Source organism: Pseudodesulfovibrio pelocollis, from assembly GCF_030282845.1.
Lineage (GTDB): Bacteria > Desulfobacterota > Desulfovibrionia > Desulfovibrionales > Desulfovibrionaceae > Pseudodesulfovibrio > Pseudodesulfovibrio pelocollis.
Window position 1 is genome coordinate 1 of the sequence record NZ_JASTWE010000058.1, and the last position, 14437, is coordinate 14437.

13 protein-coding genes and 2 tRNA genes are annotated in these 14437 nt (G+C 65.7%); 11 read left to right on the forward strand and 4 right to left on the reverse strand.

From position 1 onward, the window contains the following. Window positions 1-209: hypothetical protein (locus QQS14_RS15040; protein ID WP_285907837.1), on the forward strand; the 209-nt coding region annotated here is incomplete at its 5' end. A gap of 306 nt (window positions 210-515) precedes the next feature. On the opposite strand, the gene QQS14_RS15045 is transcribed toward QQS14_RS15040, so the two are convergent. The 3 genes from QQS14_RS15045 to QQS14_RS15055 all read right to left on the reverse strand — a co-directional run bounded on the left by QQS14_RS15045 (window position 516) and on the right by QQS14_RS15055 (window position 2251). Next, window positions 516-592, reverse strand: a tRNA-Asp gene (locus QQS14_RS15045). A 42-nt stretch (window positions 593-634) separates the two neighbouring features. Beyond that, window positions 635-710, reverse strand: a tRNA-Val gene (locus tag QQS14_RS15050). Window positions 711-892: 182 nt separating this feature from the next. Further along, window positions 893-2251, reverse strand: a complete 1359-nt coding sequence (locus QQS14_RS15055; RefSeq protein ID WP_285907838.1) for an NOL1/NOP2/SUN domain family protein — start codon at window positions 2249-2251, stop codon at window positions 893-895. A 283-nt stretch (window positions 2252-2534) separates the two neighbouring features. Between QQS14_RS15055 and QQS14_RS15060 the strand changes: the two genes are divergently transcribed. The 10 genes from QQS14_RS15060 to QQS14_RS15105 all read left to right on the forward strand — a co-directional run bounded on the left by QQS14_RS15060 (window position 2535) and on the right by QQS14_RS15105 (window position 12619). Beyond that, window positions 2535-4211 (forward strand): FG-GAP repeat domain-containing protein, encoded by a 1677-nt coding sequence (locus QQS14_RS15060; RefSeq protein WP_285907839.1) that lies wholly within the window; start codon window positions 2535-2537, stop codon window positions 4209-4211. A 54-nt stretch (window positions 4212-4265) separates the two neighbouring features. Then, window positions 4266-5279 (forward strand): TRAP transporter substrate-binding protein, encoded by a 1014-nt coding sequence (locus QQS14_RS15065; protein WP_285907840.1) that lies wholly within the window; start codon window positions 4266-4268, stop codon window positions 5277-5279. A 46-nt stretch (window positions 5280-5325) separates the two neighbouring features. Beyond that, window positions 5326-5814, forward strand: coding sequence for a TRAP transporter small permease (locus tag QQS14_RS15070; protein ID WP_285907841.1), 489 nt, complete (start codon window positions 5326-5328; stop codon window positions 5812-5814). Continuing rightward, a complete protein-coding gene (locus QQS14_RS15075; protein WP_285907842.1) occupies window positions 5814-7118 on the forward strand; it encodes a TRAP transporter large permease in 1305 nt (434 codons plus the stop codon). Before QQS14_RS15070 ends, QQS14_RS15075 begins: the two co-directional genes overlap by 1 nt. Before the next feature lie 49 nt (window positions 7119-7167). Next, entirely contained in the window at window positions 7168-9627 is a 2460-nt protein-coding gene (locus QQS14_RS15080; RefSeq protein ID WP_285907843.1) for an intermembrane phospholipid transport protein YdbH family protein, read from the forward strand. 10 nt (window positions 9628-9637) lie between these two features. Then, window positions 9638-9847, forward strand: a complete 210-nt coding sequence (locus tag QQS14_RS15085) for a hypothetical protein (RefSeq protein WP_285907844.1) — start codon at window positions 9638-9640, stop codon at window positions 9845-9847. After that, window positions 9837-10199: a YdbL family probable chaperone protein gene (locus QQS14_RS15090; protein ID WP_285907845.1), complete on the forward strand. Its 363-nt coding sequence runs from the start codon at window positions 9837-9839 to the stop codon at window positions 10197-10199. The genes QQS14_RS15085 and QQS14_RS15090 overlap by 11 nt, the downstream gene beginning before the upstream one ends. Before the next feature lie 47 nt (window positions 10200-10246). Beyond that, window positions 10247-11170: an RluA family pseudouridine synthase gene (locus QQS14_RS15095; RefSeq protein ID WP_285907846.1), complete on the forward strand. Its 924-nt coding sequence runs from the start codon at window positions 10247-10249 to the stop codon at window positions 11168-11170. A 103-nt stretch (window positions 11171-11273) separates the two neighbouring features. After that, window positions 11274-11828 (forward strand): BON domain-containing protein, encoded by a 555-nt coding sequence (locus tag QQS14_RS15100; RefSeq protein ID WP_285907847.1) that lies wholly within the window; start codon window positions 11274-11276, stop codon window positions 11826-11828. 293 nt (window positions 11829-12121) lie between these two features. After that, window positions 12122-12619 (forward strand): C40 family peptidase, encoded by a 498-nt coding sequence (locus QQS14_RS15105; RefSeq protein ID WP_285907848.1) that lies wholly within the window; start codon window positions 12122-12124, stop codon window positions 12617-12619. Between the two features lie 60 nt (window positions 12620-12679). Here QQS14_RS15105 and groL read toward each other — a convergent pair whose 3' ends face one another. After that, complete coding sequence (groL, locus tag QQS14_RS15110; RefSeq protein ID WP_285907849.1) at window positions 12680-14275, reverse strand: chaperonin GroEL; 1596 nt, start codon at window positions 14273-14275, stop codon at window positions 12680-12682. Window positions 14276-14437 lie beyond the last annotated feature (162 nt).

Genomic DNA, 14437 nt, shown 5'->3' on the forward strand with positions numbered 1-14437 from the left:
CTAGGGGGATATTCATCTCAGCCTCAGGTTATGCGGATACAGCGGTTTCCTTGTGCAAAGAGTCTCTTCATAAAACAGTATTCTGTCTGTGTTCACTCGATGAATTGTATTTTGTTTTAGAAAAGGAAGCAGACTTAGGGCAGATGCTTCGAGAAAAGGTACACGCCGCAATAGCCGATAAGAATCCCTTTTGTAAGCCATCCTTCTAATTCCCTCCGAGTAAAATTATACCATCTGATTTTTTAGAACAGCTTGAAGGACACTATGTTAGTCCTTCTGAGATTCGATTGAAGTGTTTTTCTCTGGCAAACATTATCCATTCCAACGGAACTTGCTCAAGAGTTGCTCGCTCAACATAAAGAAGCGATTGAGCTTGAAGAAGAGTGGAGGTGGGCATGAATGGCCCGATGCAAGACTGAAAAAAGCAAGGAGCCACGTGAACGAGCCACACAACGGCAAATCGGCAAAGCCAAAGAAAAAGGACACCAACTCTCATTGATGTCCTTGATCTTTAGTGGCGGAGCCGAAGGGACTCGAACCCTCGGCCTCCGGCGTGACAGGCCGGCGTTATAACCAACTTAACTACGGCTCCGCATCTATATAAAGCGCGTTAAGTGACGCTTTACTGCAAATTTGGTAGGCGGAACAGGGCTCGAACCTGTGACCCTCGGCTTGTAAGGCCGATGCTCTCCCAGCTGAGCTACCCGCCCGCAGGAAGAGTGTCTTTATCTTGGCCCGGAGTTTTTTGTCAACCCATTTTCACAGCCGGGGTGACGCGCTCCGCTCAGGCAACTCTTCCGCGTTCAGCGAAGGGGATACTGCCCATGAGCGGTTTTTTTGTCAACGCTTTTCGACAAAAAATAGTGTGCAGTCAATCCGTTGAAATGATATGCTATTTTGCCGACAAAACGACCCGCCCGCCCTTGCGCGAGAGCCAGGCCAGGGGCAGTCCCTGAAAGTAGAGCCCCACCGGGCCGCTGCCCGGGGCGTGGACCAGGCTCTGCCCGGCCACAAGCCGCTCAAGGTCCGCGATGGTCTCCGCATTGAGGGCGTTGCCCGGGCGGACCGCCTCAAGGGGGAGGAGGAGCACCCGGGCCGCCCCGTCGGGCTTGAAATGCGTGTCCTGCCGGGGCTGGGCGCGGCGCGGGTCCCGCTCTGCCCGGCGGCTCTCCTTCCTGCTCTCCCCCCGGGCCTCCCCCCGGCCCGAACCGGCCACCTTGCCCAGCGGGAATCCCTGCCAGCGCAAGGTTTCCGGCATCCGGGCCAGGGCCTGGGCATGCAGAAAAAACGCCCTGCCGCCGAAATCGTACACCTCGCCCGGGGGCAACGCCTCCAGGTTGAGGGCCTGCGCATTGTCGAGGCTCGACAGGTCCAGCCGGGTGCCGGGCAGGGACGATTTCTGCGCACCGGGAACCATCGGTGCGCACGGGGCGCCCCGTTTGCGGAACCGGGCGAGGAAGAATCCCTGTCCCTCGGAATCGTCGGCCACGCGCAGCACGCCCTCCATGCCCGGCAGGGCGGGCGGGCCGAAAACAAAGCCGGACGGCGCGGCCAGAGGCTCAAGCTCCAGGTCCAGGGCTTCGAGCGCCCAGGCCACTTGGGCCTCGTTCTCCTCCACATTGGTGGTGCAGGTGGAGTAGAGCACATGGCCGCCGGGCGCGAGCAGGGTCGTGGCCTTGGTCAGGAGCGTCTTTTGCAATGCCACCAGGGGGCCGGTCTTGTCCTCGGCCCAGAGGTCCATGACCTTGGGATTCTTGTCCACCGTGCCCCAGCCGCTGCACGGCGGGTCGAGCTGGATGAACTCCCACGAGCCTTCCGGGAAAGGCAGCTCCTGCGCCCTGGCCCTGGCCGTGGCCGTGTTGACGGAGCCGGTGCGACGCAGGTTGGCGCGCAGGGTGCCGAGCCGGTCAGCCGATGGCTCGGAGGCGAAGACGAATCCCCCGCGCCCGACCAGACGTGACAGCAGGCCGGTCTTGCTGCCCGGGGCCGAGCACATGTCGAGGACGCAGGCTCCAGGCGGCGGGTCCAGCAGCAGCGGCGGGAGCATGGAGGAGCGGTCTTGAATGTATATACGCCCGAACCGGGCCGCCAGACTCTCGCCCAGGGAAAAGGGCTCGCGCGTCAGCCGCCGGGCCATGTGATCAAAGGGCTCGGGCTCGAAGGCAAAACCCTGTTCGGCCAGCAGTGCCTCGACGCGCGAGACATCCGGGGCGTCGCAGACAAGCCTGAAGGTACGAAGCATCGTGGTCATCAACTCTCTCCGGGACGGGTTGCAGGCCATGGCGAGGCGCGGGCCGGGCCGACAGCGGCAGGCGGCCCGAACCAAACCCCCGCCGCGCCCCGGTCAGCCGGACCAATACCGTCTTGTCCGGGGGGAGGCAACCGCAGAAGGGGCTTTGCATACCGGGCCGGAAACTGGTACAAGTGCCTGCCATGCGGCAGCGCATGGCGCAACCGACAGGATACAACCATACGAGAAGCGACCGACCGGGCACAACCGGATGGACGCGACCGGCCCCAGCACGGAGGAATACATGCTGAATCGACGTTTCGCCGCCCTGACCATCGCCCTGTTCGCGATTCTGCTCACGGCCGCTCCGGCCCTGGCCCAGGGGACGAAAAAATTTGCCGTGTTCCCGTTCACTTACACGGGTCCGCAAAAATACGCCTACTTTCCCCAGGCCTTCCAGTCCAGCCTGAGCAGCAGCCTGGAGTGGGGCGGACACGTTGTGCCCGCCGGAATGTCGGCCATCGAGGGCATCGCCACGCCCAGGAGCCGGGCCGACATGGTCAACGCCCTGCGCACCACGGGCCTCGACTACGTGGTCTCCGGCACCATCTCCATCCTCGACAATGAGGCCACCCTGACCATGATGGCCATGGGTGCCGACGATGGATACTGGGAGAACAAGGGCCAGATGAACATCAACCAGGTCACTTCCTGGCTCGACGCCCAAAGCAAATCCGTCATGGGCGACGTTTTCCGCCGCCCCGGATACAGCGCCAGCGAGACAGTCGCCAGGACGACCGACATCGGCGACGGTGTGTCCAATCCCACGGAACCTGTCAACACCCAGTTCCTCATGGCCCAGGACGACCAGTACCGGCCCGACACGCTCAACCCGCAGTTCCGCTATGAGGGCGGCTCCGAGACCGAGGGCCGCTGGCGCAGCCAGACCCTGCGCTTCTTCTCCACCAGCATGGTGGTGGCAGACGGCAGCGGCGACGGCCAGAACGAGGTCTTCATCCTCCACAGGACGGGCATCGGCGCATACCGCTACGAAGACGGCAAGCTGCGCCAGCTCGACACCATGGACCTGACCGCGAGCACGCAGTACCTCCGCCTGGAGGCGGCCGATCTCGACAGGGACGGCGTGCCTGAACTGATCATCGGCACCTACCAGACCCAGGGACGCAGCGGGCTCCTGGCTCCCGACGGATGGCCCAAATCGCACATCCTCACCTTCAAGGGTGGCAAGTTCCAGTTCGTGGTCAAGGATTACGGACGGTTCCTCGGCGTGTTGCGCATGCCCCCGGCTTACACCCCGATCCTGGTCGCCCAGGACAAGGGCACCCGCCACCTCTTCTCCCAGAGAATCAACGAGGCATACCTCAAAGGCAACAGCATCGAACTGGGCCAGTCGATCCCTTCGCCCGAGTTCGGCACCATCTACAGCATGGCCTATCTGCCCGACGAGTTCGGCTTCAAGTACGTGGTCCTCGACGACTCCCACCGGCTCAAGGTCTACAGCCAGACCATGGAGCGCCTCTCGTCCACGGACGAGGAGACCTACAACAGCTCGGGCCTCGGCATCGCCACCAGCGACAGACCCCTGGGCATGGGACCGGGTTCGGTGGATTCCGTGGTCAGCTCCTACAACGTCCCCTTCCGCATGGTCGTGGCGTCCCTGTCCCGGAAGGGACAGTACGAGCTGCTGGTCAACAGGGACCTCTCGGTGGCGGCCCAGGTCTTCGAGCGCTTCAACTACTACACCCAGGGCGAGATCCACGCCCTGACCTGGGACGGCGTGGGCATGGCCCTGTCCTGGAAGACCCGCCGCATCAAAGGGCAGGTGTCCGACATCGCCGTGGCCGACCTGAACAACGACGGCAACATGCAGCTGTGCGTGCTGCTCAACACCTTCCCCGGAGGCATGGGCTTCACCAACCGGCAGACCGTGGTGCTGGCGTACGACCTGCACACCCAGTAACCCCGGGGTGGGAGCACCGCCCGGGCATGGCACAGTCCCCAAGGAGAGAGACCGATGAGAACGCTGATCACCCTGCTGGCGGCCGCCGCCCTGGCCTGCCTCATGGCGGCCACTGCCGTGGCGGCCACCACCCTGACCTACGCCAACTTCCCGCCCGCCTCGACATTCCCCTGCATCCAGATGGAGCGGTGGAAGGACAAGGTGGAAAAGCGCACCAGCGGGGCCCTGGCCATCCAGACCTTCCCCGGCTCGACCCTGCTCGGGGCCAAGAACATGCTGCGCGGCGTGCAGACCGGCCAGGCCGACATCGGCTGCATCAGCCTGCCCTACTATCCCGGCGTGTTCCCGGCCATGTCCGCGCTGAACCTGCCGGTGGCGTTCACCTCCACCACCGTGGCCAGCCTGACCATGTGGGACCTGTACCAGAAGTACCAGCCAGCCGAGCTTGGAGACGTCAAGGTGCTGACCGTGTTCACCTCGGCCCCGTCCAACATCATGAGCCGGGTGCCGGTCAGGCAGCTGTCCGATCTGCGCGGCGTGGAGCTTCGCGCCTCAGGCTCCATCCTCGACATCCTTTCGGCGCTGGGCGCCCGGGGCGTGGGCATGCCCATGTCCCAGACCCCGGAAGCACTGCAAAAGGGCGTGGTCAAGGGGCTGGTCTCCTCCTTTGACGTGCTCAAGGACTTCAACTTCGCCGAACTCTGTCGCTACGAGACCATCACCAACATGCCGGTCTACCCCTTTGCGGTGATCATGAACAAGGCCCGCTGGGACTCCCTGCCCGAGGACGTCAAGAAGACCCTGGACGACCTCGGCCGCGATCAGGCCCTGTGGACCGGCCAGTACCTCGACAAGCACATCCATGACTCCCTTGAGTGGTCCAGGGAACAGTACCAGGTGGAGGTCTTCACCCTGACCGAGGCCGAGCACGAGGAAATCCGCGCCAAGAGCGCGGGCCTCATCGACCAGTGGAAGGCGGACGCGGCCAAGGCGGACCTCGACGCCGACGCCATCCTGGCCGACATGCTCGCCCTCAAGGCGCAGTACGAGGCCGAACACGGCAAGTAACCCCCGCGCGCGCCCCGGCTCAGGCCGGGGCGCGCCGTCACCAACCATGATAGACACCCTCGACAGACTGAGCGCGCTCCTGGCGAAATGCCTGACCGCGCTGGCCGGAATCTTCCTTGTGGCCATGGTCGCCCTGGCCTGCGCCAACATGATCCTGCGCGCCGTGTGGGTGCCCATCCAGGGCACCTTCGAGCTGATGGGCTTTTTTGGCGCGGTGGTGGCCGCCTTTTCCCTGGCCTTTGCCCAGCGCCAGCGCTCGCACGTGGCCGTGGGCATCCTGCTGGCGCGTTTTCCCCGGGCCGTACGCCGGGCAGCCGAGGCGGGCACCAGCCTCGCCTCCTGCGCCTTCTTCGCCCTGGCGGGCATCGAGACGTGGAAGTGGGCCACCTTCCTCGTTGACACGGGCGAGGTCTCCGAGACCCTGACCATCATCTTCCACCCCTTTGTCTACGCCTCGGCCTTCGGCTGTCTGGCCCTGACCTTTGTCCTGGCGGTGGACGCGCTCAAAACCCTGACATCCGAAACGGTGGACTAATGGACCCGATCACCGCCGGCATCGTCGGCACGGCCGCCCTGCTGGCCGCCATCTTCTTTCTGCGCATCCCGGTCGGCTTCGCCATGGGCATCATCGGCTTCCTGGGCTTTGCCTACGTCCTCAACTGGAAGGCGGCCACGGGCATGCTCGGCACCGAGCTGTGGGACGTGTTCTCCAACTACGGGCTGACGGTGATCCCCCTGTTCATCCTCATGGGCCAGATCTGCTTCTACTCCGGCGTCAACGAGCGGCTCTACCGCTCGGCCTACGCCTGGATGGGCGAGATTCGCGGCGGCCTGGCCATGACCACTGTCCTGGCCTGCGCCGGATTCTCGGCCATCTGCGGATCCAACTCGGCCACGGCGGCCACCATGTCCACCGTGGCCCTGCCCGAGATGAAGAAATTCAAGTACAACCCGATCCTCTCCACCGGCTCGGTGGCGGCCGGAGCCACCCTGGGCGTGGTCATCCCGCCTTCGGTGGTGCTCATCATCATCGGGTTGCAGACCAGCCAGTCCATTGCCCAGCTCTTCCTGGGCGGCATGGTCCCGGGCATCCTGCTGACCCTGCTCTTCATGGCCACCATCTGGCTCCTGTGCCGCAGGCATCCCGAGTGGGGCCCGGCCGGCCCCAAGACCACCCTGGCCGACAAGCTGCGCTCCCTGCCCGGGTCCATCGAGATGGTGGTCATCTTCCTCATGGTCATGGGCGGGCTCTTCCTCGGCCTGTTCACGCCCACCGAGGCGGGCGCGGCAGGCGCTGGCATGGCCCTGCTCCTGGCTACGGCCACGGGCCGCATGACCTTCGAGAAATTCCGTATGGCGGTCAACGACACCCTCAAGATCTCCTGCATGATCATGGTCATCGTCCTGGGCGCGGTCATCTTCGGCCGGTTCCTGACCATCACCCGCATGCCCTTCGAGGCCGCAGCCTGGGTGGCCGGGCTGCCCATCCCGCCCCTGGTCATCATCGCCGTCATCTGCCTCATCTACGTGGTGGGCGGCATGGTCATGGACGCCCTGGCCCTGCTCCTGGTGACCATCCCCATCTTCTTCCCGGTGGTCACGGCCATGGGCTACGACCCGCTGTGGTTCGGCGTGCTCATCACCGTGGTCACCAGCCTTGGGGCCATCACCCCGCCGGTGGGGGTGAACATGTTCATCGTGGCCTCCATGGCCAAGAACGTCCCCATGGCCTCGGTATTCAAGGGGGTGAGCTATTTCATGGCCGCCTACATCGTCTGCATCGCCCTGCTCATGGCCTTCCCTGGGCTTGTGACCTTTGCCCCGGGACTGCTGCGATAGTTGCCACTCCTCCTTGCCAATGACCGGGCAGGACGACTATGATGCGGGAATGTCGAAATCCCTTGCCCGAAGCCTGATCAAGTGGACGCTTCGCGTCACGCCGTGGGTCCTGGCCCTGGGCCTGGGCGCGGGGTGGTGGCTCTCGGCCTGGACGCCGGGCTATCTGGAGCGGCTCATTCCGCGACTGGCCCGGGACATGGGCCTGCCCGTGGCCGAGTTCCACATCCGCAGCGCCGGACTCTTCTCCGCCGACATCGGTCCCGTGACCCTGGCCGCGCCATCGGGCGACCCGGCCGACGGCCTGCGCCTTGAAAGCGTGCGCGTCACCTACACCCCGGCCTCCCTCAAGCTCGGGCGCGTTCACCGGGTGGTCATCCGGGGCGCGGCCCTGACCGCCTCCCACGATGGCCAGAACTTCCGCCTGCCCCTGCTCGACCTGCTTCCGGCAACCGAAAAGAACCCCCAGGCAGGCAAGGCACCCCTGCCCGACCTGCCCCTTGACGAGCTGGTCATCGAGAACTCGACCCTGACTCTGGACCTGCCGGGCGTGCGCCTGTTCATTCCCTTTGCCGCCACCGTGGTCCTGCCCGACGAGGTAGGCGACTCCCTGCGCGTGGCCGCCACCCTGCGCGTGCGCGACCAGCCCGTGGACGTGGCCGCCGAACTCGGCCCGACCATGGACGACGTGACCATGACCATGACCACCAGCGGATTCCGGCTGGCCAGCCTGGGTGATCTGCTGCCCCTGGCCGTGGGCGGCGACCTTGACCTCGACCTGACGGCCGCCCTTGATCTGTCACGGCCGCAGGAGGTGGAGGCCACGGCCTCGGCCGCGCTGCACCGGCCGGACCTCGCCTGCCTCGGCCTGACCCTGGCCGATGGAGCCCCCCTGCGCCTTGCCGCCCAACTGGCAGATGGCAACGCCACCGCGCAGCTCGACCCGATCGCCCTGACCGGACCGCACCCGCTGACCCTGCATGTGCCCGAGGTCAGCCTGAGCGCCGACGCCGTCCACGCCGCCTTCACCCTGGCCTCGACCGCGACATTCCCGTCCGGCACGATCATCCCGGGCATCTTCGAGGCCACCCGCGAGGGCGACGACTGGGCCGTGGCCCTGTCCATGGAAGAGAAGGGCTCGCTGCGCGCCGTGGCTGGCGGCCGCACCGTCCGGCTGGCCGGGCTGGCCCTGTCCCTGCGCGGCACGGTATCGCCTGCAACCCCTGACCGGTCCTTGACTTCCAGCGCGGTGCTGGAGGCGCGCACCCGCACCAGTTCCCTGGACGGCACGGATTTCGCCACCGGCGCGGTGGCGCTGCGCCTGCCCCTGGTCTGGCCCGTGCCCGGCAGGCACGACAGCGGCCGCCTGACCGTGGCCGGAATACGCGCAGGCGGCCGGGCCATCGGCTCCATGGCCGCGACCCTGCGCCAGGAGGCTCTTGGCCTCCGGTTCAGCGGCCATCTGGACACACCCCTGCTGCCCAAGCTGCGCGTCCCCTTTGCCGGAACCGCCTCCCTCGACACGGGCAGCGCCGCGCTGGATTTCTCTGTGGACCGCTACGACCTGCCCGCCGGATTCGACCCCGGCACCCTGACACCCGCGCTGGCCGGGGTGGCGGTGAGCGGCACCCTCGCCATCGAGGGCGGCGCGACCTTTGACGACACCGGCCTGCGCACCCGGCTCGGGCTCTTCGTGTCTGACGGGGCCATGGCCTTTGGCAGCGAGCAGAGGAGCGGTGAAAAAGAGGGCGGCGTTCGCCTGGAGGGCATCCGCCTCTTCTTCGAATCGCCGGACGTCATCGAGTTCCGCAGCGCCCCGGCCCAGGTGCTGACCATCGACCGGGTCAGCGCGGCGGGCATCGAGATGACCGAGGCGGTGATCGCCTTCCAGCTGGAGCCGGGCGGCGTGACCCTGGTGGAGCGTGCCCGCTTCGAGTGGTGCGGCGGCCATGTGGAGAGCCGGGCCTTCCGCGTGGTGCCGGGCCACGACGAATACGACGTGACCCTGCACTGCACCGGGCTTCGCCTCTCCGATCTGCTGGCACAGCTCGGGCTGGCCAGGGCGCGGGGCGACTCCACCTTGAGCGGCGAACTGCCCGTGAGCTGGCGCAACGGACAGATCACCTTCCACCAGGGCTTTCTGCACTCCACGCCCGGCGAGGGCGGGTTCATCCAGGTGGAGGGACTGGACGACCTCGTGGCCGCCGTCCCCGAGGGCACGGCAGAGCGCTCCCAGCTGGAACTGGCCCGGGCCGCGCTGGGAGACTTCGAGTACAAATGGATACGGTTGCGCGCCGACACCGTGGACCGCGACCTGCTCGTGCGCCTCTCTCTGGATGGCAAGCCTGCGGACATTCTTCCCTTTGTCTACCGCAAGGACATCGGCGGCTTTGTCAAGATCGAGGGGGACATCGGCGGCTCGCACTTCCAGGGAGTGCGCCTGGACGTGAACTTCACCTTACCTTTGGACCGGATTTTGCTGTATAAAGACGTCATCGGACGCATTCAATAAGGGGATCATCATGAAACACGGATTCGCCATCATGGCCGCCGCCCTGCTGCTCGCGCCGCTTGGCTGCGGCTCGACCCACAGGGTGGAGGTGGCCCCGGTGGAGGTCAAGCCCATCCACATCACCATCGACGTCAACGTCAGGGTGGACAGGGCACTGGACGACTTCTTCTCGGACATCGACCAAAAGAAAACGCAGACGGAGGCGCCCAATGCGAAATAAGGGAACGATCATCGCCGCAGCGGCCCTGGTCATCTGCCTGCTGGCTGCCCCGGCCCTGGCCCAGGGGATCAAGGAGAGGATGCTTGAGCGCCTGCCCGCGGTCACCGCCCTGCTGGCCGAGGGCGCGGTGGGCGAGAACAACCAGGGCTTCCTCGAATTCCGGGGGCCGGAAAAGCAGGCGGACGTGGTCCGGGGCGAGAACGCGGACCGGGCCGAGGTCTACGATGCCATCGCCCGCAAGACCAGCACCACCGCCGATCTGGTGGGCCAGCGCCGAGCCGACCACATCGCCCGGCAGGCCCCGGCGGGCACCTGGCTCCAGGACCCGTCCGGCACCTGGTATCGCAAGTAGCGGAGACCACCGGCGGCGCGCCCACGGGCAGCCGCCGGACCCTGCCCATGCCGCAAGCCCAGCTTGTCACCGTCACCCCCGCCGAGTCGGGCCAGAAGCTGCTCCAGTTCCTGGAACGCAGGCTCGACGGCGCTGTGCCCCGATCAGCGGTCCAGCGCTGGATACGCAAGGGACAGGTGCGCGTGGACAAGGGGAGGGCCAAGCCCTTTGACCGCATCGCTGCGGGCCAGACCGTGCGCATCCCGCCCTACACCGGCGGGAATGACGCGCCATCCGCGCCGGGCGGGCCCCTCGAATTCGCCTATGAGGACGACCGGCTGCTGGTCATTGCCAAGCCCGCCGGGCTGGCCGTGCACGGCGGCGACGGCATCGACGACTCCGTGGCCGCGCGGCTGGCCGCCGCCTTTGCCGGTGCCGACTTTGCGCCCACCCTGGCCCACCGCCTGGACCGCGACACCTCGGGCCTGCTCCTGGCGGCCAAATCCTACGAGGCCCTGCGCGACCTCAACGACCGCTTCGCCTCGGGCCGCGTGGACAAGCTCTACCTGACCTGGGTGCTGGGACGCTGGCCCGAGCCGGGCACGGTCCTGCTCGAAGACCGGCTGGAAAAACGCGGCGAACCGGGCCGCGAGAAAGTCGAACCCGGCGCGGGCAAAACCGCCCTGGCCGAGGTGGCCTGCCTGATCAGGGGCGAGGCACGCAGCCTGCTGGCCGTGCGCCTGCTCACGGGCCGCACCCACCAGATCCGCGTCCAGCTCGCCTCGCGCGGCCACCCCGTGGCCGGTGACGGCAAGTACGGCCCGCCCGGCCAGCGCACGGCCATGCGCCTGCACTGCTTTGCCCTGCGCCCGGATGAGGCGGTCCTGACCCTGCCCCCGCCCTGGTCCGGCCCCTGGACCGTGCCCGGGGATGCCATGGACGCAGCCCTCGCGCTCCTCGACACCGACCGGCCTCCGGTGTATTCCGAGTGATCGTCCGCCCTGACGGTCCTGCCGACACCGCGTCGGCCCCCGGCTTGCGGACGGAACGCAAACACGCTATAGACATAATCTAGACTTCCCCGAGGAGGTGGCCATGCGGCGCACCGTTTCGCTTTGTGTCCTGTTCGGTCTGCTGATGTCGCTCCTGCTGATGCCCGGCTGCACGGTCTACGATGTGGCCGTGGAGGAACGCAACCTGGGCGACTGGACCAACGACAAGAACATCAGCTACTCCATCGAGCGGGCGTTTCTTAACGACGAACTGGTCAAGTACCTTGATTTCGACGCTTTTTGCTACGAGGGGCAGGTGTTCCTGGTGGGCCAGTACGAGAGCCGCGACCAAGTCAAGCGGGCCGAGTCCATCGCCAAGGGCACCAAGGGGGTTCACTCCGTGACCACCTTTGTCATGCCCAAGAAGGCCCACGACGACTGCGGCACCACCGACAACCTCGGCCTGTACACCCAGGTCAAGCAGAAGCTGGTGGCCGACACGGACATCTGGTCCACCAACATCGACATCAAGACCATGCAGTGCCACATCATCCTGCTGGGCATTGTCGGCTCAGCCACGGAGCGCGACGCGGCCATCGCCCACGCCCGCTCCGTGGAGGGCGCGCGCGGGGTGGAGTCGTTCCTGATGATCAGATAGCAGGCTGTTGAAAAACGCCCGATTGCTGCGTTGCTTCAAAAAGGTCAAATCCTCACGTACTGGAGGTACGCTCCGGCCTTGACCTTTTTTCGCGCCTTGCACTCGAACGTTTTTGAACAGCCTGAGCAAATGACTCTTTCAGCAATCCGATAGCGAGGTTTGCCATGCCCCACACCCCTTGCGCCAGCGTTCCGCGCCCCCTGATGGGACACATGATGTCCCGTGTGCTGCCTCGCGCGATGCACCCCGCGATACTTCGAGAAGCACCGCGCACAGCCGGATACGCGCACGCCGTGCTTTTGGCCTCGCTCCTGGCCAGCGCGCTGTTCCTGGCCGGGTGCGCCACCAAGAGCGCGCCCCCGCCCGGCGCGACCCCGGCTGCCTCGGCCCAGCGTCCGGCCTCGGACAAGGCCGCTGCCGTTGTCCGCACGGCCCGTTCCCTGGTGGGCGCACCTTACGCCTGGGGCGGCACCTCGCCGTCCACCGGCTTCGACTGCTCAGGGCTGGTCTGGTACACCTACCATCAAAACGGCGTCACCCTGCCCCGGGTCTCCTGGCAGCAGTTCGGCGCTGGCGACCCGGTGGACACCCGCGACCTGCTCCCGGGCGACCTCATCTTCCACCGCATGAAATCCAAGGACAAATCCCTGCACGTGGGCATCGTCACCGACCGGGGCACATTCATCCACGCCCCCAGCTCCGGCAAGCGGGTCATGGAATCCATCCTCCTCGACGACTTCTGGCGCAACCACTACATCGGCTCCCGCCGGGTGCTGGAAGCCGAAAAATAATCCACGCAAAAAGGCCGGGCATCGCTGCCCGGCCTTCTGATTCATTCGTGCGCGTGAGCGCTATTTCTTGTCCTTGTCCTTGGGAGCCTCGGAGATGGCGCATTCGGTGGTCAGGAGCATGCTGGCCACGCTGGCTGCGTTCTGCAGGGCGATGCGGGTGACCTTCTTGGGGTCGATGACGCCCGCCTTGACCAGATCCTCGTACTCGCCGGTGGCGGCGTTGAAGCCGTTGGAACCCTTGAGGTCCTTGACCTTCTCCACCACCACGGTGCCTTCGAGGCCGCAGTTGTTGGCGATCTGCTTGAGGGGCTCCTCCACGGCACGGGCGATGATGCGAGCGCCAGCCATCTCGGTGTCGTCGGTCAGCTTGAGCTTGGCCAGCACCTTGCCCGCGCGCACCAGGGCAGTGCCGCCGCCGGGCACGATGCCCTCGTCCACGGCGGCGCGGGTGGCGTTGAGGGCGTCCTCCACACGGTCCTTGCGCTCCTTCATCTCGATCTCGGTGGGCGCGCCCACCTTGACCACGGCCACACCGCCCGCAAGCCGGGCCAGGCGCTCCTGGAGCTTCTCGCGGTCGTAGTCGCTTGTGGCGTTGCTGATGAGATTGTTGATCTCGTTGCAGCGGGCGGTGACGGCCTTCTTGTCACCAGCGCCGCCCACGATGAGGGTGTTCTTCTTGCCCACCACGACCTTCTTGGCCGTGCCGAAATCCTGGGGCTTGATGGATTCGAGGGTCACGCCCGCATCCTCGGAGATGACGCTGGCACCGGTCATGGCGGCGATGTCGCGGACCATGTCCTTGCGCCGGTCGCCAAAGCCAGGGGCCTTGACCGCGCAGACCTTGAGGGCGCCGCGCATGGCGTTGATGGTCAGTCCGGCCAGGGCGTCGTTTTCCACGGTCTCGGCGATGATGAGCAGCGGGCGGCCTGCCTTGGCCACGGCCTCAAGGATGGGAATGAGCGGCTTGATGCTCGAAATCTTGCCCTCGGAGAGCAGGATGAACGGCTTCTCGAAGATGGCCTCCTGCTTGTCCTGATTGGTGACGAAATAGGGGGAGAGCCAGCCGTTGTCCCACTGCATGCCCTCGACCACCTCCAGCTCGGTGGTCAGGCCCTGGGACTCCTCCACGGTGATGACGCCGTTGTCGCCCACCTTCTCGACAGCCTCGGCCAGGATGGCGCCGATGGTCTCGTCGTTGTTGGCGGAGATGGAGCCCACCTGGGCGATCTCGGAGCTTTTCTTGACCGGCTTGGCCATGGAATCCAGCTCGGCCACCACGGCCTCAACGGCGGCGTCGATGCCGCGCTTGATGGACATGGGGTTGCGGCCGGCGGCCAGCAGCTTGACGCCCTCGTTGAAGATGATCTGGGCCAGGATGGTGGCGGTGGTGGTGCCGTCGCCCGCGATCTCGTTGGTCTTGGAGGCGACCTTCTTGACCATCTGGGCGCCCATGTTCTCGAGCTTGTCCTCAAGGGTGATCTTCTCGGCCACGGTGACGCCGTCCTTGGTCACCTGGGGCGCTCCCCAGGTCTTCTCAAGCATCACGTTGCGGCCCTTGGGGCCGAGGGTGACCTTGACCGCGTCGGCGAGGATGTTCACGCCGCGCTGCATGCCCTCGCGGGCGATGGCTTTGTAGTCGATTGCTTTGGCTGACATTGCTTTGCGTCCTGTTGGTAGGGGTGAAAAAGGTTAGCTGACCGTTGAAAAAGTCCAACCATGCAGACTGTTCAAAAATGGTGAGATGCGAGGCGCGAGAAAAGTTCAAGGCCGAAGCGTACTTCCTGTACGCGAGGGTTTGATTCGCCCCGTCCTGGGGCT